The following is an 18,586-nucleotide window of genomic DNA, read 5'->3' on the forward strand; positions in this document are numbered from 1 at the left end:
CAGATATGCCCTAGGCGAACCACGAAAACCCTGGTAACCAGCCTGGAACAAAATTTAAAGCGGATGAAACTGAATTATGTCGATTTTTATTATCAGCACTGCCCAGAGGACAACCCGCCAACTAAGTAAACAGCCACCACCCTCTATAACCTCGTCCGGCAAAGCAAAGCATTGCATGTGAATATTTCCTGTTACACAAAAGCACCCTGCACCCGTACCCGACTGCCCAAGGCACCAGGAATAACATCGATTCGCTGCTGCATCTGCTCCTTCAGTTCGGTGACATGACTGATGATGCCAATGGTGCGGCCTGTTGCTCGCAAGTCAATAAGGGTTTGAATAGCCAAGTCGAGACTTTCAGTGTCCAAACTGCCAAAGCCTTCGTCAATAAACAGCGTATCTAACTTGATGCCGCCTGAATAACTCTGCACAACATCACTCAAACCCAGAGCGAGTGATAACGCAGCCATAAAACTTTCACCACCAGACAAGGTATTCGCAGCCCGTCGTCGACCGGAATAAGCATCCTCCACTTCCAACTCCAGGCCGGAGGCTTTATTGCCTTTGGATTTATCAATTTTTCGCTTTAGTGTGTATCGTCCTTTGCTCATCAGCTGCAAACGTTGACTGGCTTCATTGAGTACATCATCCAACAGCACACTGAGGACAAATCGCTGTAACGACACACGCATTCCGTTTTTACCTGAGGCGACTTCTTCAAGCGTTCCATAAATGGCGTAACGTTGTTGAATATCCGCTTCCTCTTTGACAACTTGCGCCAACTGATCGGCTGCTTTACGCAGCAATATGTATCGTGCACTGACGTTGTCGTTCTGCGTCTTTTGATCCCGCATTTGAACTTTCAATTTTTGCACCTGTTCTGCCAATGCGTTCAGATCCGGTTTTTCAATGCCGGCCAACTCGGTCTCAAGTGCATTTTGTTGGCCGTTGAGTGAAGCCGATGTTTGATTGTACGCTTTCAGTTGCTCGGCTATCTTGGTTTGCTCGCCTTCATCTATGAGTGCTTTGGTAAAGTTGGCCTCGTCGGTAAAACCATTACGACGAAGCGTGTCAGTAAACGCTTGCTTCGCACTGTCCACTTCGAGCTGTAAGTTTGCTAACCGTTGTTCACTGTTTACCAACAAACTGCGCAGAGCACTGGATTGTTCGTTCAATCTATTAATGTCATTCTGTGCAGCGGCAAATACAGAATCTATCTGATCAATGTTTTGTTCGCGGGTACGGATTTCCAAATCCAGTGCAGTGGCATCGCGCTGCGCTTTGGGCACCTGGTTTTCCATCTGTGTTAATTCGGCCACCGCATTCGCTACCAGCTGCTGGCTTTGTTCGAAATCTGCATTGGCTTGTGCGAGCAGCTCATCCAACTTCACGGATTCCTGCTCAAGCGAATTCAATTTTGCGCTTTCTTGTTTGGCCAGAACGAGGTCCTGCTCCAATTGCTTTATCTGGTGTTGACACTGTTGCCATTGTTGCCGAAACCACTCTATACCGTTGTCCGCCAGCACGCCGAGTTCGGCGGTTTGATGATCGATGTCATTGGTCAACACCGTCAATTTTTGCAACAGCTCATCCACTGCCTTCTGGCTTTGCAACGATTTACTCAACAGGTTCCGAGCCGATTCACGAGCTGAATCCACCTGTGCCTTCGTGATAAGCTCGATATCCCGTTGATGGGCGGGGTTTGGATGTTCCATACTCCCGCAGACCAAACAGGGTTGGCCCTGTTGCAACTGCGAAGCCAGTTCCGCAGCTTGCCCCTGATGCCAGGTCATTTCCAGCGTTAACGCCTGATGTTCAGCCTGATCAGCGGCCTGTTGACGATCCGTTGCTTGCTGTTTTTGTTTTTTCAGAAGCGCGGTCAACTCCTGGTGATCTTTTCGCAATTGATCGATTTTACCCCTCTGCTCGCCCTGTTTTTTGAAGATTTCCAGGTCCACTTTCAATTGTGGCAAAATCTGAGTATTTTCCTGAATGGACAATATTCGTGCTTGAGTCTCTTTGTAGGTTTGCGAATTTTTAACTTTCTTTTCTTGGAGTTGTGTTAATTGCTTTTTGCAGTTCTCGTTGGCGAGCCGACACTGTCGCTCACTATCAACACAACGGGACCATTGCTGTAACAGACTCTTTTTTGTGTGCCATTCATGTAATTCTTTTTTCAAAGCATCGAGCGTTTGCCATTGGCTGCGTGCTTGATCAAACCGCTGCTGAGCTGTTTTTATTTCGGCGGCCAGCTGCTGCTCTTTCAATACCAAAGCTTGTTGACTTTGTTGTTCGGTGGTAAATGTTGCTGTCGATTTTAACCAGGCCTGATGCAAGGGAAGCACCTTAGAGGCTTTTTGCGCAGCTTGCAGAAATTGCTGTAACTGATCCATCACCGGGCGTTTCGCCTGGTGTTCACTGATCTGTTCCTGCAGTTGAGCTTGCAGATCAAAACGTTTCTGCACACTCTGCGCGTTGTCGTATACTTTGGTTGCTGTGTTGTACTGCGCTTCAACGTTCTTCAGCTGCTGTTCTTTTTCGCTTAATTCAACCCGGGCTGTCTCCAATTCCGTTTGCAGTGTGTCTCGATCTGCAACAGCAGCCATATCCAGAATACCCACCACGCGGTCATGCAAACTGTTGCGTTGTGCGCGTATCTGTGCAGAAGCTTCTTTCAATTTGTCTTCGATTTTTTTGTATATCTGAGTCTGGAACAACTGACTGAAAATCTGCTCTCGCTCACCTGAATCCGCCAGCAACAGTTCCCGAAACTGTCCCTGCGGCAATACCATAACTTGACGAAACTGTTTGGCGCTGAGACCGGTCAGTTCGGTTACCCACTGGGTTACTTCGGTGACACCTTTTAGCGGCAGGCGTTCCGCTTGGTTTTCGTCAAACTCACCTTGGCAATCCACCACCGACATCCGGAATGCTTCAGCACTGGTTTTACGTTCAGTGACACCTTCGCCACGAAGTTTGGCTACTTCCTGAGTTGGTTTACGTCGAATCCGATAGCAGGAATCGGCCAACTGAAAATCAAATACTACTTCGGTTTCCAGTTTTTCATCCGCTTGCTGGCAGCGCATGGCGGCAGGGTCACGTTCATTCCCGGTCGACTCACCATACAGTGCAAAACTAATAGCATCTAAAAGCGAACTTTTACCGGCACCAGTAGGTCCGTTGATTAAAAACAAGGGGTTTTCACCCAGCGCGAGGAAATTTACCTGTTCGGTTTTCGCAAAGGGTCCAAAGGCTTTCAGAGTTAATGCAATGGGTTTCATTGACGGGCCTCCGAACGGTGAATAGCCTTAATGATCTCTGTTATGGCCTGTGTTTGCTCGTCCGTCATGGGTTGGTTGTGACTCTGGTTGAAGAAGTCCGCAAACATATCCAGTTCGCTGCGCTTCAATTGCTCGCGGGCCAATTCCGCGGATTGGTTGGCCCCAGCCATGCCCGGCTTTTCCAGGTGCAATAAATTCGGGTAGAAATAACGCAATTTGCCAACAGCGTCGAGAATCGCCGTGGTATCGGTCAGCCGGATCAGCAAATAGTCTTCGCTGTTCTCGTCGGTTTTAGCCTGCTCCAGAATGTGCGCAAATGCGCCCTCGATAATTCGCATGTCGCGACGCGGTTGCAGATGAATTTTCTCAATCACCGGTGGCATGGGTGCCAGCCCATCATCGATATCCACCAGCGTCACACCTTTCTGCTGTGTCACTTCTGAAAAACTGTACTTCAACAATGAGCCGGAATAACGAATGTGTTGCTCACCCCGATACTGCGGTGCGTGCAGGTGACCTAACGCCACATAATCAAAGACCCGCATAGGTTCCCATGCGACGGAGTCTGCCCCACCGATGGACAGCGGTCGCTCCGATTCACTGGCCTCACTGCCGCTGACAAAACAATGACTGAGCAGAATATTCCGTTTACTGGTATCCAGTGTGTCGGTGATCTGAGTCACAAGCCAGCTGTGGGCTTCATCGAAGGTCTGTACGTCTGTATCGAAACGGTACCTCACCTCTTCCGGAGAGCAATAAGGAATGCCATAGAAACGCAACTGTTCTTGACCCACTGTGAGATCCAGCGGTTTTTTGAAGTTATCCAGATGACTGAGAATGTACAGGCCTGAAGCCTGCAACAGATCAGCACCGAAGCCCAACCGCTCAGCACCATCGTGATTACCACTGATCATCACCACCGGTACGTTCATGTCTATACATAGCGTTCGTAAAATTGCGTTCAGCAAGCTGACGGCATCCGCCGGTGGCACACTGCGATCGTAAATATCACCTGCAATCACCACCACGTCTACCTGCTGTTCACGCACCACCGTAATGAGTTGTTCCAGCACATAACGCTGGTCTTCCAGCAAACTAACGTTATGAAATTGTCGGCCTAGGTGCCAATCGGACGTGTGAAGAAGGCGCATGTCGTTCCCGTGTTGAAGGTAATGTAGCGAATACAGTTAACCCAGAATGATACCGGAGAGCGCCTGCAAACGGGAGCTATGATGGGAAAAGGATCAGGACCACCTTTCGGCAGTCCTGACAGCGTGGGAATTCAATGGTTAAAATACCCAGTCCAGATCAACTTCGACCACAGTGGGGTATGCGCCATATTCGTAATCGAGCGAATGCTCTTTCACCACTGGCAACAGGGCGGAGACATTTACCGACAGATTATCCGACGCGTTATAACTGAGTGATGAATTCAGCAACACAGAACCGTCATCCAGACTCGCACTGACACCACCGCTGAGCTGAGTCACTATATTCAATGGGTAACTCGCCTGAGCACTGCCGTACCACTGCCCGGTCGGGACCACAGCCCCAAGCTGGTAAAACGATTGACTCATGGCGGTAGTATTATCACCACCTAAGCCGTTGTAATGCAGCTCGGCCATCACATACAGATCATCGAAGAAGGTATAGTCCATACCCAGAGTCGCGCGCACATCGGCGTCTTCGGTGTCGGTCAATACCGCGGTTTCCTGCCAGAACCCAACGGCGCCAAAACCGGTACTAGTGCCGAGCGAGCCGATCCAATGATCATCGTTAATGCGCAGTGCAATTAACTCCCAGTCACTGTTCAGCAGATACGCCTTTAACCGGGAAAATGCAACGGTGTCCTGTCCAAATACATAGCCAGCTTCCAGTTCCGACACCGCACCCAACTGCCAGGTACCTCGGAAAGCATCCACGCCGGGACGGTAACTGCGATCCGTGGCAAACACTTCTGCCGGCTGGATCACATCAATCGGCGAATAAAACCGCGCCTGACCAAAGGATATGGGTTGTCGACCCAAGGTATAGTCTCCGAACGGGCTGTACCAAGTGGCACTGAACTGATCTAGGTTCTGTTGATACTGCAAGTCAATCTGTGCGGGCAAATCATCCACCCGATACATCGCAGTCGTGGTTTCTTGATTCGCCGAGCCGGCCTGGTCCAGCTCGCTGTTCGCTGACAGGCCGTATCGTATGTTCAGCTGTGTTGTGTCGCTGGGGTAAACCAATACATTCCAAAAGGCGCTCACATTACCGTTCAGCTGATACTCTGGGCTCTGCATCTCCGCTGGCAAACCCGATACCGTTGGGTGTGTATATGCAGTGAAGGTGGCCGACAAGTCGGCCGATTGTTCTAAGTCAAAGGCCTGTACACCACCGGCAAACAACACCAGCAGAGTCAGGGATTTCAGCTCAGTCTTCACGGCGCTCATCCTTAATGACACGACCATCTTCGATGTGAATCAAACGACTGGCGCGCTCCATGATTTTCGGATCGTGGGTGGAAAACACAAAGGTCATGCCTTCATGCCGGTTCAAGTCATGCATCATATCGAGCAAGTCCATACCGGTTTGCGAATCTAGGTTAGCGGTTGGTTCGTCTGCCAAAATGATATCGGGCTGACTCACCATGGCACGAGCGACGGCAACTCGTTGTTGCTGACCGCCGGAGAGCTGATTGGGCAGCCGTGTTTCGCGACCTTCCAAGCCAACCTCGGCTAACATCTTATAGACGCGCTCTTTGCGCTCAGCGGCTGGAATTCCCTGCAGCAACATAATGTATTCGCAGTTTTCAGCGGCACTGAGTACCGGGATCAGGTTATAAGCCTGAAAAATAAAGCCGATATGATCGCGGCGGAAATCCGACAACTCGGATCCACTCATCTCGGAAATTTCCTTGTCACTCAGCAAAACTTTGCCTGAGTTGGGAATATCCAACCCACCAATCAACTGCAACAGTGTTGATTTCCCGGAACCGGAAGGTCCGACAATGGCGGTAAATTCACCCGGTTCAATAACAATGTTAACGTCATCCAGGGCTTTAACGAGTGTGTCCCCTGCGCCGTAGTGGCGGCTCAAATTCCGTGTTTCGATAACTGGTTTCATGGTGAATCTCCTATAAACTTTTATGCAAGGCGGTCGCAGGGATGATGCGGGATGCGTGAATGGCCGGGTAAACACAGGCCACCATCGTCATAACAAATACAGCGAAAGGTAAATCGGTAAACTGCAGCATGCGTAATTCCGGACGTAGAACTTCCGCTAAGGCGACACCGGAAAATTCCATACTGCCATAATCGATACCCACATTACCGATAATCACGGTAATCAGCGCACCCAAAGCTGCACCGATAATCAATGACCCGATACACATGACCAACCCTTCCACGAGGATCAGCGTCAACACGCTCATTCGACGGGTACCAATGGCAATAATGACGCCGAACTCATACGTACGCTCGTAGATGGACATGAACATGGCATTGATCACGCCGAGAATGGCGACGACAAACAAAATGCCACCCACAATGAACATGCTGAAATCGAACATCGAAATGATGGACGCAAGGTCCGCCATGAGTGATGTCCAACCTTCCGCAACGGTGGTGTCCGTGGACAGATTTTTCCAAACCGGCAACGATTCATCGCCCGACAAACCTTCATCAACAAAGTTAAATGCGATTTCATGAACATTGTCGCCAATGCCCATCATTTCCTGCGCTTTCGCCAACTGAATGAACACCAAACCCTTATCAAAAAAATTAGAGTTCATGTGGAAAATACCGCTCACTCTGAACAGCCGCTGGTCAATCTCGTCACTGTCATAGTTGTTCAATGACACGACTAAGCGGTCACCCAGATCCACCTCAAGCAAATCGGCCAGTGCTTTACCAATAAGAATCTGACTGTCCGAACCTTCGTTGTTCAGATACTCACCATCTACAATGCTCAGCTTCAATTTTGACACCGATGCTTCCAGATCCGCATCGATGCCCACCACCTGCACGGCCAGGTTATTGGCGGTACTCGACACCATGCCAAAGTCCAATGCTCTTGGGCTGTAACTGGCAATCATGTCTTCGCTTTGCAGCGCAGCTATATGCCCAGCAACATCGTCTATCTGTTTTTCACCATCGCGTTCAGCCAGGTATTCCACATGATGGATCTGCCCATCGCCAGGGTACAACCGCGTCGCAGAGCGGATCATCACATCGGCCATCGCTTTCATATAGCCGTCTGTGAAAATCAGAATCGCCAGGGTCATGCTGATCAACAGCATGGTTAAAAACGTTCGGCGTTTATTGCGTAAGATATTCCGCAACGCCAGCTTCCATGTGAGTCCCATCTTACAAACTCCTCATTGCTTTAATCGGCACGATGCGAGCAGCACGCAACGCCGGAAATATCGAAATGAACGCCGCTGAACCAAGCACAATCAGCGCCGGCTCCAGGAACACACTCACATTCCATAGCCCCCGCATATGCGACATTATCACACCCGAGACTTCCATCGGGTTGGGTAAGGCAAAGCCCACACTGGCCACGTAATAATTAAACGGCATCACCAAAATGAAGCCGGCCAAACAACTGATACCGGCGAGTAACATTGTTTCAATCACGATCAGCGCGAACAGCCGTCGCGGTGAAGTGCCTATCGCTTTTAATACGCCAAACTCACCGGTGCGCTCCATAACCGACATCAACACAGTATTCAGCACGCCAATGCAAACTAGGAAAATGATGATGTAATAGGCTACGTAACCCCCATCAATATCAGCCTTCATGGTGCGGTAAAATTCATCGGCAACGACCTGCCAGCTCACAGCTTCCAGCCTCTTCTGATCCACCAGCCATTGGTCCAACTCAGTGGCAAGCGCTGTGCTCTCTTTATAGTTTTCGGTCAGTACCGCCCAATAATGCGATTGTCCGGGCATGACAAAGAAATCCTGTGCGGCGGCTAACGGCATATATACATCGCGAGCTTCTTGCCCGTCTTTGGTGCCGATAATCCCGACAACCATGTACAGATCGTTTGCGATAGAGCCGTCGGCACCCTGAGAAATCAGAATGATCTCATCGCCGATCGTCACTTGCAGTTGCTGCGCCACCGATGCTCCGATCATCACTTCGTAATAGTCGTCTACATCGGGCTGGGCATTAAAGTAGCGGCCCTGTTTTACCTTCTCTTTCAGGAAAGTCATGTCGGCTTCTTTGTCGACATCGATCCCCAGAACCCGAACCGGGAAGCTCTTGCTTTCGCCATACGCCAACGCACTGCTGACAATACGTGACGTTGCCTGAGTTACACCGGGCTGCGCCATCAATTGTTGGTAAAATTCATCGGTCGCTGGCACGGCAGCGTACAATGTGGGCTTGTCCTGATAACCCACCTCACTGATCTGTGCGTGACCGGTGGAATCTTTGGTGAAAAACTTGATCACCTGCTCGTAACTGCCGAACTGGACTGAAAAAGACAACACCAATAGAAAGTAGCCGCCGAACATACTCAGCATAGTGAGCAGTGTTCGCCGTTTGTTCCGCAGAATGTTGCGGAACGCGAGTTTCAGCATCAACATTTTGATGGCTCCTTAGCGTGTCTTTTTCAGATTCTGCAGCGAGAAAAAGTCTTCATCGATATCGACATCAAAATCCATGCTTTCATAGATGACGCGGGTACGGTTTTCCGGTTTGTTCAGCGGTCGCAATTCCATCACGGTCGGCAACGTCACCTCACCAAAGGTTTTAATATCACTGAAGATCATTTCGCGCATGGCAGAACCGTCTTCATCAAAATAAACCTGCTTCAACGGCATCAAATTGGTTTTATCGATAATGATCTGCATCGCACCCCATACGGTAACCGTGTCTGGTTTTGCGACCAGGTCCAGAGTGTATAATGTGTCATCTTCGCTGAGCGTGACATCAAACTCATCCACCCACGAGCCTTCGCGCATCAGGTCGTCGTTCGTAAAATCCGACCCCATCCAGCTTCCCATCATCATGGACGGCGGCACTTTGATAACTTTGCGGATCTTCGGCAGGTAATTCCACATATCATTCTCACGTTTTAATGTTGACACCCCCCGTTCCTTTTTCGGTTCTAACACCCTAACCAATGAGTAATCCAACCCGATGGACCAGGATTCCATCGACATGGAACGTTCAAAGTCCGGGGTCACAATCTCCATGGTCATGACCGCGTGTGAGTTTTCCTGCTGATAGAGGTTGTCGACCCGCTCCAGCAGCTCAATGGCCTTTGGGTCCGAGGCTGCCATCACGGTGCTAGCGAGTAGTCCTGCCAATAGAGTTATAAGGGTTATCTGTTGCTTCACGGTATTCTCCTTGTTGAAGTCACTGGTATGGGTGGAACTCTAACAAGGCCGCTGGCTTTAGGTAAGGAAAGGGGCAAATGTCATGACAAGTGTCATTGACGGCACGATCGACGACTTGGATCAAATGAGAATGATTTTGGTTTCAAGGGTTCGGCCATGCACGGACCGCGCAGATACACCAATTCTGAGTAATGTACATCACCACATTTGGGTCAGATCGGTAGATGAGCAAGATGTTAGTTGCAGGGAATGGCGAGCCCTTCTCAAAACCCACAACAATGCTCAGTCGTCGATTTGAAGGACACAATGGGCGGGGCTGCAATTGCAACTCTGTTTGTTAAGCCCTTTGCCCAGACAATGAATATTACCTGCAGAACTTGCCTCAATTTTTGCGCAATTCTGCGTTGGCTGAGGTAGATAACAATTATCCAGAAACGCCCTTGTTCAAAAAAAACGTCATCACGAAACCTACGCAGAGTAAAACGCGTACCGCCAACCGAAGCCATAAATAAAGGAGACCATTATTCAGTTCAAAATTGCGTCGAACAATCGGCGCACAGACCAAATAACAAAAACTGGTAATGGACAGGAAAACACCGAGCAAACCGATCCCCTGATAAGTCGTCACCACATAACGACCCCTCATGCGGATAGTTCCATTAAGTGTCCTGAGTCAGGAGTTCGAATAGTTTCAGAGCTAATGGGAAGCGCTAGTACAAGGCGCTCTTTGTAGAGAATATCGAGATCTTTTCAAGAAGAGCAACGACGTAATAGTGTTTTCCATTAGCTCCCTTCGGGCGCGACATTCAAGCTCTCTAGCGTCGTTCTGTCTCTTGCCAATGGAATACATTGACTGCGAGACACGCCTAGCTATAAAGCTTGATTGGCACGCTGAATTCATGCGAACTTCTAACTCAGGACACTAATGCAAACCAAATCGTACACGCCACCACGACGAGACTGATAACCAATGTAAAAATAAGAGTAGATTCTTTTTGGTTTAATCAATTTAATACTCAATCTATGCCCCCGAAATATCCAAGTGACACGAAAATCTCAGCAAATCCACGAGTTTGCCATTCAACTCGGCCGCCGCAAGTTGCGTGTCTCTATGGCTAAAACCGACTTTCGTTAACACGCATTGAGAACCAACATTGTCAGCGGTGGTATAGGACTCCAGCTCAGTCAGCTGCTTTGATTTAGCGTTGGCAACCAATAAACGCAAGCCTGCACCGGCATAACCGCGACCTGTAAAACCCGCGCCAATGCGGTAGCCCACTTCTGCTTTTTGCGTAGTGATGTTGGTGAGATTAAAACGGCCGATCAACTCACAGCCACAATACGCCAGATACATCTGATAGTTCGTACCATTGTTTATTTCACCAATCTGCTGATCAACCAATTCGAGAAGGGTCGAAGCAGACTGATAGGCTATCGGCCGTGGTGGCACCCATTGTTCGAAGTAAGCTGCGTTGTCGCTTTCAAAACGATAAAGCTCATCGATGCAATGGCTGGCAAGAGGAACGAGTTTCACCGTAAGAGTCATCGCGGTTTTATGGCGTCCAGTATGAGTGACGTAAAACCCAGACCATCTTTACTGTTACGATGATCCGACAGTAACGAGCGATAAATCGGGCCGGTTTGATAATCCCATTGGTGGTAGTGAAAACGTCCACGTTCATCGCAGTATTCCAACAGGTCTACCTGAAAACCCACCGCTTTAAAAACCTCGCTAAACGTCTGGTGGTTGTAGACCACCTTATGGTCAGCCGCTGGGTGATCAGCCGGACCGGGACCACCAACCTGCACCAAGCTTTGATATTCCGCATCGGGGAAGTAACCATCCGGTACCGCGACCCGCAATAGTCCACCAGGGCTCAGTGCATCATAACAATAGCGCGCGGCTTGAATGCCCTGCTCTACCGTAAGATGTTCCCACACATGTTCACACAAGAATTGATCAGCTTTGCGCTCCGAAAAACTGGTTACCCAGTCCGTTTCGCAGAGTAGATCCAATGATTCTTTGCCGGTTGCCAACCAACCGTCATAGCTCTGCTCCCCGGCGCCGATGATAATATTGAGTGGCGAATATTGTGATAAAACGTTTGGTTTAATCATTTAATCAGCGTCCTGTACCATTCGGTAAAGCCATACTGTTCATAAAAAGCAAAGGCGGTTACATTGCCGCTGGCCACATGCAGCTGAATGGGCAAACCTTGTGCCCGTTCAGCCACCGTGTCCAATAAACGCGTCGCCAAGCCCCGGCGGCGTTCGTCTTCCATCACGTAGAGTTTCTTTACCAGACAAGCGTCAGGGTCCAGTCGGTACAGACAAAACGCAACCACCAAACCGGCATCGATCACACCAACGGCTTCACAGCCATCGCTCAGCCAATTTTTCATCCGGATATCCAATTGCACCAATGTTTTGTCGTTGTCACCTCCCTCTTCCAGCATGAGTTTTTGATCGAGCACGGCCAGTTGCATGGCGTGGCTGAAGTCTAAATTTTGAATTGTGTGCATTGGGAAACCTGGTAAAAAAGAGAGAAATGACTTTAACCTAACGCTAATCCGTCAGTAGGAACTGCAAATCTTAAAATACGCAATAGTTCAGCCTACTGCTCCAACCCAACATAATGCGCTATTTCAAACATATCTGGTCGCCCTTCTTCGTTACCGAAGTAACAGACGTCGGAATACTTGCCGTCTTCTAAAATTCCGACCACAAAGTCACATTTGTGCTTTTTCGCAAATGTGTAAAAGGTGTTCAATGGTTCTTTGAGTTTCTGGGTTTTCGATACCGTAAATTCAATACCAATGTCCATGTCGCGGTGCCCGACTGGGGGTTCATCGGCTTCGTCGTCACGGTAAATGATGGTAACCGTGGTTTTCGGTTCGGCCCAGCCTTGAATGTCGGCAAGCAACTCGGTGGCGATTTCCGTTAAATCATCGTGTTCGGCAAAGATATACAGATTCATATAAGGTCACTGATTGGATTTTTGCGAAGCATAGCATAGCGACCATGAAAGTCATGATCGCTATTTATTAGCGGGTATTACCATCAGGCTGTGTAGTCCGGGTTGTCCTTCTGGTGTTCCGGCATGGCAGCACGCACGGCATCGTGTGTCAGGCAGTGATCGTAAATACGGCTGATGGTCGGGTAGCGCCGCAAGTCCACGCTAAAACGCTTCGCGTTCCAAACCTGAGGCACCAGATAGACGTCTGCCATGGTCAGTTTACTGCCAAAACTATAGCCTTCGGAATACTGCTTCAACATCGGCTCCAAGGCGCCAAACCCAAGCATGATCCAATCTCGGTACCAGTCATCACATTGTTCCTGACTGGCACCGAAGTCCGCTTTCAGCTTTTTCAATACACTGAGATTGTTTAACGGGTGAATATCGCAGGCTATGGCGTTCACCATCTGCCGGACGATACCCCGTTCCTTAATGGTGCCAGGTAACAGTTTCGGATGCGGGTACTGTTCATCGAGATATTCGAGAATCGCCGTGCTTTGCCCTAGTTTGACATCGCCATCCACAATAAACGGGATGCGCCCCTGCGGGTTTAACGCCAGATAGGCCGGTGAAAACTGCTCGTCTTCACCGGGCTTAATGTTGATAAACTTGCTTTCGTACTGCAGCTCTTTCAGGTTCAGCGCAATTCGTACTCGAAAAGCCGCTGATGAACGAAAGTAGGTAAAGAGTTGCATTGGTTATCCTTTCGGTTGATCGGTCAAGTATCCAGTTTCGTGACCACCTGATCGATGGCGCCGAAAATGGAGTGTCCTTGAGGGTCGAACATTTCGATCCGTATCCGGTCGCCAAAATCCATGAACGCGGTTTTGGGTGATCCCTGATAGATGGTTTCAATCATCCGAACCTCAGCAATACAACTATAGCCCACTCCGCCCTCTTTCACAGGTTTCGCTGGTTCGCCATCCGTTTTGTTCGACACGGTACCCGAACCGATGATCGCCCCGGCACCGAGTTTCCGGGTTTTCGCCGCGTGCGCCACTAGGGTGGCAAAGTTAAACGTCATGTCGATACCGGCATTGGGTTCACCAAACTGCTCCTCGTTCAGGTGCGACACTAATGGCAAATGGACTTTGGTATCTTCCCAGTAATCGCCCAACTCATCGGGCGTAACACATACCGGGCTGAACGCACTGGACGGTTTGGATTGAAAAAAACCAAAACCCTTGGCCAGTTCTGGTGGAATCAGGCCGCGCAGGGACACATCGTTGACCAGGGCAATCAATTTAATATGACCAGCGGCCTGTTCTGGCGTTGTGCCCATCGGCACATCATCGGTCATCACGACCAACTCGGCTTCAAAATCGACGCCCCAACCTTCGGTTTGGGGAAACTGGATAGGGTCTTTTGGGCCCAAAAACGTATCTGAACCGCCCTGATACATCAGCGGGTCCGTCCAGAACGATTCCGGAATTTCCGCACCACGCGCTTTGCGCACCAACTCTACGTGGTTAACATAAGCAGAACCATCTGCCCATTGGTAGGCGCGCGGTAATGGCGATGCGCACAGGGATTCATCGAAGGGTTGCGAATCGATTTTGTCTTCGTTCAGTTTTGCATAGCGTTTGGCCAGTAATGGCTGAGTGGTGTCCCAATCATCCAACGCGGCTTGCAGGGTTGGCGCAATATCTGTCGCATCCGCCATACGCGTAAGCGCCTGATTCACTACCACCAATTTGCCATCACGCTTGTATTTCAGGGAAGCAAGTTTCATAGAATTCCTTAACAGACTTCAGATTCAGTTTTTGGGATTGGTTTAAGCGCCTGGAAACTCACCGTCACCGTGCAACCAAGCGGCATGTTTGGGTGCCCGTTTGGTTCGCGACCATTCTTCCAGCATAGCCGGAGCTACGCGTTTCAACTCGGCCAACATGCCGGGTTTGGCGGTATTCGCCGCCAGTTCCAAGCGGTGGCCGTTAGGGTCGAAGAAATAAATGGATTTAAAAATGGTGTGCTCGGTCGGTCCGATCACGTCAATCCCGGCAGCGGTCAGACTTTCTTTCGCGGCTAAAAGTGCCTCCATACTGTCCACTTTAAAAGCGATGTGCTGAACCCAAGCTGGCGTGTTTTCGTCACGCCCCATTTGTGGTGAATTGGGAACTTCGAAAAACGCCAGCACGTTGCCGTTGCCAGCATCCAGAAATACATGCATGTATGGATCCGGTGCTTTGGTAGACGGCACTTCGTTTTCCGCAATCGCTAACTGAAATTCCATGTTTAAATGTTTTTGATAAAACGCGACCGTTTCGGCCGCGTCCTTACATCGGTACGCCACATGGTGAACACCTTGCAGTGAAAATCCGTTATCCATAAATCACCCCTGCGCTCAGGCGCTTTGTTTGCCAACGACGCCACGGGCAATCTGATCCCGCTCGATAGATTCGAACAAGGCCTTGAAGTTACCCTCTCCAAAGCCTTCGTCCTTTTTCCGTTGAATAAATTCAAAAAAGATCGGCCCGATCTGCGTTTCCGAAAAAATCTGCAGTAACAGCCGTGGGTCGCCATCTTCCGTTGAGCCGTCCAACAAAATACCACGGGTTTTCAACTCGTCGACTGGTTCGCCATGACCGGGCAACCGCTCATCCAGCATGGCGTAATAAGAATCCGGCGGCGCGGTCATAAAAGGAACGCCACTAGCCTTCAACTTATCCCAGCAAGCCAGCAAATCGTCACACGAAAACGCGATATGCTGGATGCCTTCACCGTTATATTGCATCAGGTATTCTTCGATCTGACCACTGCCGCCGTTTTTCTCTTCATTCAACGGGATGCGAATCAAACCATCAGGGGCAGTCAACGCGCGGGAAACCAATCCGGTGTACTCACCTTTAATATCGAAATAACGGATTTCACGGAAATTGAATATTGATTCGTAAAAGTTCGCCCAATAATCCATCCGGCCGCGATACACGTTATGCGTCAAATGGTCGATAACCTTGAAGCCACAGCCCTCCGGATGGCGATCAACGCCTTCATGCCAAATAAAGTCGATATCGTAAATGCTGGTACCGTCGTTGTAGCGGTCGATCAAATACAATGGAGCGCCCCCGATCCCTTTAATGGCGGGCAGCTTTAACTCCATTGGTCCTACGGGTACGTCAATTGGTTGGGCGCCCAATTCCAGCGCCCGCTTGTAAGCGAGGTGCGAATCTCGAACGCGGAACGCCATGCCGGAAGCACAGGGACCATGCTCTTCGGTAAAATAGGCAGCGGGTGTTTTTGGCTCGTAATTGACGATAAAATTGATGTCACCCTGACGCCAGAGTGTGACGTCTTTGGAGCGGTGTTTCGCTACTTCGGTAAAACCAAGCCGGCTGAAAACATCCTCCAGTAAGCCACGTTCCGGTGCGGAAAATTCGACAAATTCAAAGCCTTCTAGGCCCATAGGGTTTTCAAATAGGTCTGCCATGTATCTCTCCGATAAGCCCTGTGATTGTGGGCATTTATTATTTTTACTGGCAAAAACATTAGTTTCATATGAAACTAAATACAATACACCGCCCATCTGACGCCTGTGGAGAAACTATGCCAGATGTAAATAAAACTGTACTGAGCTTACAAGACTTCCTGCCCTATCGCCTGTCGGTTTTGTCAAACCGGATCAGTCGTGCACTGGCAGAGCGTTATCAGGAAGAATTCAACATTACCCGTCCACAATGGCGTGTTATTGCCATCCTTGGTGAACATTCGCCCATCGCGGCCTATGAAGTCACCGAGCGTACGGCGATGGATAAAGTTGCCGTGTCTCGTGCGGTCAATGGTCTGGTGGAAAAAAAACTGGTCAAGCAACAGTCGGATGGAGCCGACAAACGGCGTTCGCAATTGAGCCTGACGGCAACCGGTAAGAAGACCTACAACGCAGTTATACCGGTGGCTCAAGCCTATGAGAACAAGTTGATGGCTCAGCTAACCGAGACAGAACAAAAACAGCTGTTGGCGCTGTTAAATAAACTTGACACTTTAGACCTGGAAGCCGATGCGGCAGAGCTATTGCTTTAGGCTGCAAGGCACTTTGGTCTATGCTGGCATAGACAGCACAACGGTTTCCCGCCGGACAATAAAAGACAACACATTTAACCGGTGTATTGTGAGCTGGAAAGCACTTGTATTCGCCGGGTAGGATGCGACATGTTAGCCATGGTGTGATTGTGGTGCGCGATGATCTGGTGCGCCGGCCATTCGGTGTCTAACGTGGTATGGGCATCGCTCAAAAAGATCAGATCAAAATCTAGACTCACCGCCGAACGTGCGGTACTGCAAACACAGAATTCGGTTTGCATTCCAGCCACGGTAACCTCGGTGACACCTTTTTCCTGTAAGGTTTCCAGCAGCGTGGTTTGGTAAAACGCATCACCTGCGGTTTTATCAATAACGCTATCATCCGCTTGCCGCATCAAACGTTCATCCAATTGCCAACCCGCTGCACCAGGCGTTAGTTCTGGGTGGGAATCGTTGCAATGACGGACAAAGATCACCGGTCCACCCGCCTGGCGAGTTTTCTGTATGGCCTGGTTAATCGCATGAATCATATTTTCAGCGTCCACACCGACGTGGGTAAGCACCCGCTGCACATCGATAACCAACAAAGCATTCATCGTTTTTATTCCTTCATTTCCAAATGATTTGAATTTTCAACCAGTCGCACGTTGAACAGTAATGATTAGCCGCCGCTTTAACGCTCCCGGCGTTAGCGTAACAACCGGGAGCGTTCAATCATTAACAACCAACCGTTTAAATGAAATGCGCCTTCAGCGGCGGGAAGCCATTAAACTCAATTGCGCTGTAGGTGGTGGTGTAAGCCCCGGTTGAAAACCAGTACATCCGGTCACCAATGGCGAGGTCCAATGGTAACTCGTACTTATAGTTTTCATAGAGGATATCGGCGCTGTCGCAGGTTGGACCGGCGATCACGGCCTCTTCACCCTCACCCGTTTTTTCGACGTAGAGTGGGTATTTAATCGCTTCATCGGTGGTTTCAATCATGCCGCCAAACTTACCAATATCGGTAAACACCCAACGGTTCAAACCGGTGCGGCTTTTCCGGCTGATCAACACCACTTCGCTGACTAGAATACCCGCGTTGCCTACCAAAGAACGCCCCGGTTCCAGAATAATTTCAGGCAACTTGCCGTCGAAATCCTCGTTCAGAAAACGGGTGATTTCATCCGCGTAGGTACGCAAGTCATTGGTACGGCTAATGTAGTTTGCTGGAAAGCCACCGCCTAAGTTCACCATTTTCAGGTTGATGCCATCTTCGTCAGCCAGACGTTCGAAAATCCATTTCACTTTCGCGATGGCCGAATCCCAGGCGCCAATATCGCGTTGCTGTGAACCCACATGGAAGGAAATGCCATAGGGCATTAAGCCCAGGTCTCTGGCGAGCAAGCACAAATCGATCGCCATGTCGGTTTGGCAGCCAAACTTTCGCGACAATGGCCAATCTGCGGTGTGAGCCCCTTCGGTCAGAATACGGACAAAAACCCGCGCTCCGGGCGCAGCCGCCGCAATGTTCCGCAAATCCGCTTCGGAGTCAGTCGCAAAAAGAGTCACGCCCTTTTCGTGAAAGTACTGTATGTCCTTTACTTTCTTAATGGTATTGCCGTAACTGACGCGTTCGCCGCCCACACCTAGCGCCAATACCTTATCCAACTCGTAGCGGGATGCCACGTCGAAATTACAGCCACGGCTGTCGAGGATTTTTAGCAAAGGTTCTGCCGGGTTTGCTTTAATGGCGTAGTAGGTTTTTGCGTACGGGAAACAGTCGATCAATTCGTCAAGCTGACGACGGAAGGTTTCTGTATCCACCACCAGACAAGGCGTTTCCAGAGTATCTGCAAAGGCCTTAATGCGCTGAAAGGTTTCGCTGTCGTAGTAGTCTTCGGGTTGGATTTGCATAGCGGTTGTGTGCTCACAAAGTGTGAAATAAGGACGCG

18 protein-coding genes are annotated in these 18,586 nt (G+C 49.7%); 1 reads left to right on the forward strand and 17 read right to left on the reverse strand.

Features of this window, described 5'->3' with window-relative positions; genetic code table 11:
- Positions 1–191: 191 nt before the first annotated feature.
- From IYN85_RS07875 to hppD, 15 genes are all read right to left on the reverse strand, one after another.
- Positions 192–3,281 (reverse strand): AAA family ATPase, encoded by a 3,090-nt coding sequence (locus IYN85_RS07875; protein WP_196158254.1) that lies wholly within the window; start codon positions 3,279–3,281, stop codon positions 192–194.
- Positions 3,278–4,432 carry an exonuclease SbcCD subunit D gene (locus tag IYN85_RS07880; protein ID WP_196158255.1) on the reverse strand — a complete coding sequence of 385 codons (1,155 nt, stop codon included), beginning with the start codon at positions 4,430–4,432 and terminating at the stop codon, positions 3,278–3,280. The genes IYN85_RS07875 and IYN85_RS07880 overlap by 4 nt, the downstream gene beginning before the upstream one ends.
- Before the next feature lie 138 nt (positions 4,433–4,570).
- A complete protein-coding gene (locus tag IYN85_RS07885; protein ID WP_196158256.1) occupies positions 4,571–5,710 on the reverse strand; it encodes a hypothetical protein in 1,140 nt (379 codons plus the stop codon).
- Positions 5,700–6,392: an ABC transporter ATP-binding protein gene (locus tag IYN85_RS07890; protein ID WP_196158257.1), complete on the reverse strand. Its 693-nt coding sequence runs from the start codon at positions 6,390–6,392 to the stop codon at positions 5,700–5,702. Before IYN85_RS07890 ends, IYN85_RS07885 begins: the two co-directional genes overlap by 11 nt.
- Positions 6,393–6,402: 10 nt before the next feature.
- Entirely contained in the window at positions 6,403–7,632 is a 1,230-nt protein-coding gene (locus tag IYN85_RS07895; protein ID WP_196158258.1) for an FtsX-like permease family protein, read from the reverse strand.
- 1 nt (position 7,633) lies between these two features.
- On the reverse strand, positions 7,634–8,863 hold the full coding sequence (locus IYN85_RS07900; RefSeq protein WP_196158259.1) for an ABC transporter permease: 1,230 nt from the start codon (positions 8,861–8,863) through the stop codon (positions 7,634–7,636).
- Positions 8,864–8,875: 12 nt separating this feature from the next.
- Complete coding sequence (locus tag IYN85_RS07905; RefSeq protein ID WP_370592168.1) at positions 8,876–9,619, reverse strand: outer membrane lipoprotein-sorting protein; 744 nt, start codon at positions 9,617–9,619, stop codon at positions 8,876–8,878.
- 1,021 nt (positions 9,620–10,640) lie between these two features.
- Positions 10,641–11,153 (reverse strand): GNAT family N-acetyltransferase, encoded by a 513-nt coding sequence (locus IYN85_RS07910; protein ID WP_196158260.1) that lies wholly within the window; start codon positions 11,151–11,153, stop codon positions 10,641–10,643.
- A gap of 8 nt (positions 11,154–11,161) precedes the next feature.
- Positions 11,162–11,737: a hypothetical protein gene (locus IYN85_RS07915; protein ID WP_196158261.1), complete on the reverse strand. Its 576-nt coding sequence runs from the start codon at positions 11,735–11,737 to the stop codon at positions 11,162–11,164.
- Positions 11,734–12,141, reverse strand: coding sequence for a GNAT family N-acetyltransferase (locus tag IYN85_RS07920; protein ID WP_196158262.1), 408 nt, complete (start codon positions 12,139–12,141; stop codon positions 11,734–11,736). Before IYN85_RS07920 ends, IYN85_RS07915 begins: the two co-directional genes overlap by 4 nt.
- Before the next feature lie 92 nt (positions 12,142–12,233).
- Entirely contained in the window at positions 12,234–12,596 is a 363-nt protein-coding gene (locus tag IYN85_RS07925) for a hypothetical protein (protein WP_196158263.1), read from the reverse strand.
- 83 nt (positions 12,597–12,679) lie between these two features.
- Positions 12,680–13,330 carry a maleylacetoacetate isomerase gene (maiA, locus tag IYN85_RS07930; RefSeq protein WP_196158264.1) on the reverse strand — a complete coding sequence of 217 codons (651 nt, stop codon included), beginning with the start codon at positions 13,328–13,330 and terminating at the stop codon, positions 12,680–12,682.
- 23 nt (positions 13,331–13,353) lie between these two features.
- A complete protein-coding gene (locus IYN85_RS07935) occupies positions 13,354–14,367 on the reverse strand; it encodes a fumarylacetoacetate hydrolase family protein (RefSeq protein ID WP_196158265.1) in 1,014 nt (337 codons plus the stop codon).
- Positions 14,368–14,409: 42 nt separating this feature from the next.
- Positions 14,410–14,964 carry a VOC family protein gene (locus IYN85_RS07940; protein ID WP_196158266.1) on the reverse strand — a complete coding sequence of 185 codons (555 nt, stop codon included), beginning with the start codon at positions 14,962–14,964 and terminating at the stop codon, positions 14,410–14,412.
- Between the two features lie 15 nt (positions 14,965–14,979).
- Positions 14,980–16,062 (reverse strand): 4-hydroxyphenylpyruvate dioxygenase, encoded by a 1,083-nt coding sequence (hppD, locus tag IYN85_RS07945; RefSeq protein ID WP_196158267.1) that lies wholly within the window; start codon positions 16,060–16,062, stop codon positions 14,980–14,982.
- Between the two features lie 116 nt (positions 16,063–16,178).
- Between hppD and IYN85_RS07950 the strand changes: the two genes are divergently transcribed.
- Entirely contained in the window at positions 16,179–16,652 is a 474-nt protein-coding gene (locus tag IYN85_RS07950) for a MarR family winged helix-turn-helix transcriptional regulator (RefSeq protein ID WP_196158268.1), read from the forward strand.
- A 74-nt stretch (positions 16,653–16,726) separates the two neighbouring features.
- Here the strand turns inward: IYN85_RS07950 and IYN85_RS07955 are convergent, their stop codons facing one another.
- Positions 16,727–17,248 (reverse strand): cysteine hydrolase family protein, encoded by a 522-nt coding sequence (locus IYN85_RS07955; protein ID WP_196158269.1) that lies wholly within the window; start codon positions 17,246–17,248, stop codon positions 16,727–16,729.
- 136 nt (positions 17,249–17,384) lie between these two features.
- Positions 17,385–18,548 (reverse strand): type III PLP-dependent enzyme, encoded by a 1,164-nt coding sequence (locus IYN85_RS07960; protein ID WP_196158270.1) that lies wholly within the window; start codon positions 18,546–18,548, stop codon positions 17,385–17,387.
- Between the last annotated feature and the right edge of the window lie 38 nt (positions 18,549–18,586).

The organism is Reinekea sp. G2M2-21, assembly GCF_015687175.1.
GTDB lineage: Bacteria > Pseudomonadota > Gammaproteobacteria > Pseudomonadales > Natronospirillaceae > Reinekea.

Excerpts from the sequence above, each read along its gene's own strand:
- IYN85_RS07955 (WP_196158269.1), bottom strand. The coding sequence starts at position 17,248 with ATGAATGCTTTGTTGGTTATCGATGTGCAGCGGGTGCTTACCCACGTC.
- IYN85_RS07920 (WP_196158262.1), bottom strand. The coding sequence starts at position 12,141 with ATGCACACAATTCAAAATTTAGACTTCAGCCACGCCATGCAACTGGCC.
- IYN85_RS07960 (WP_196158270.1), bottom strand. The coding sequence starts at position 18,548 with ATGCAAATCCAACCCGAAGACTACTACGACAGCGAAACCTTTCAGCGC.
- IYN85_RS07875 (WP_196158254.1), bottom strand. The coding sequence starts at position 3,281 with ATGAAACCCATTGCATTAACTCTGAAAGCCTTTGGACCCTTTGCGAAA.
- IYN85_RS07895 (WP_196158258.1), bottom strand. The coding sequence starts at position 7,632 with ATGGGACTCACATGGAAGCTGGCGTTGCGGAATATCTTACGCAATAAA.
- IYN85_RS07950 (WP_196158268.1), top strand. The coding sequence starts at position 16,179 with ATGCCAGATGTAAATAAAACTGTACTGAGCTTACAAGACTTCCTGCCC.
- hppD (WP_196158267.1), bottom strand. The coding sequence starts at position 16,062 with ATGGCAGACCTATTTGAAAACCCTATGGGCCTAGAAGGCTTTGAATTT.
- IYN85_RS07900 (WP_196158259.1), bottom strand. The coding sequence starts at position 8,863 with ATGTTGATGCTGAAACTCGCGTTCCGCAACATTCTGCGGAACAAACGG.
- IYN85_RS07935 (WP_196158265.1), bottom strand. The coding sequence starts at position 14,367 with ATGAAACTTGCTTCCCTGAAATACAAGCGTGATGGCAAATTGGTGGTA.
- IYN85_RS07940 (WP_196158266.1), bottom strand. The coding sequence starts at position 14,964 with ATGGATAACGGATTTTCACTGCAAGGTGTTCACCATGTGGCGTACCGA.
- IYN85_RS07880 (WP_196158255.1), bottom strand. The coding sequence starts at position 4,432 with ATGCGCCTTCTTCACACGTCCGATTGGCACCTAGGCCGACAATTTCAT.
- maiA (WP_196158264.1), bottom strand. The coding sequence starts at position 13,330 with ATGCAACTCTTTACCTACTTTCGTTCATCAGCGGCTTTTCGAGTACGA.
- IYN85_RS07915 (WP_196158261.1), bottom strand. The coding sequence starts at position 11,737 with ATGATTAAACCAAACGTTTTATCACAATATTCGCCACTCAATATTATC.
- IYN85_RS07925 (WP_196158263.1), bottom strand. The coding sequence starts at position 12,596 with ATGAATCTGTATATCTTTGCCGAACACGATGATTTAACGGAAATCGCC.
- IYN85_RS07890 (WP_196158257.1), bottom strand. The coding sequence starts at position 6,392 with ATGAAACCAGTTATCGAAACACGGAATTTGAGCCGCCACTACGGCGCA.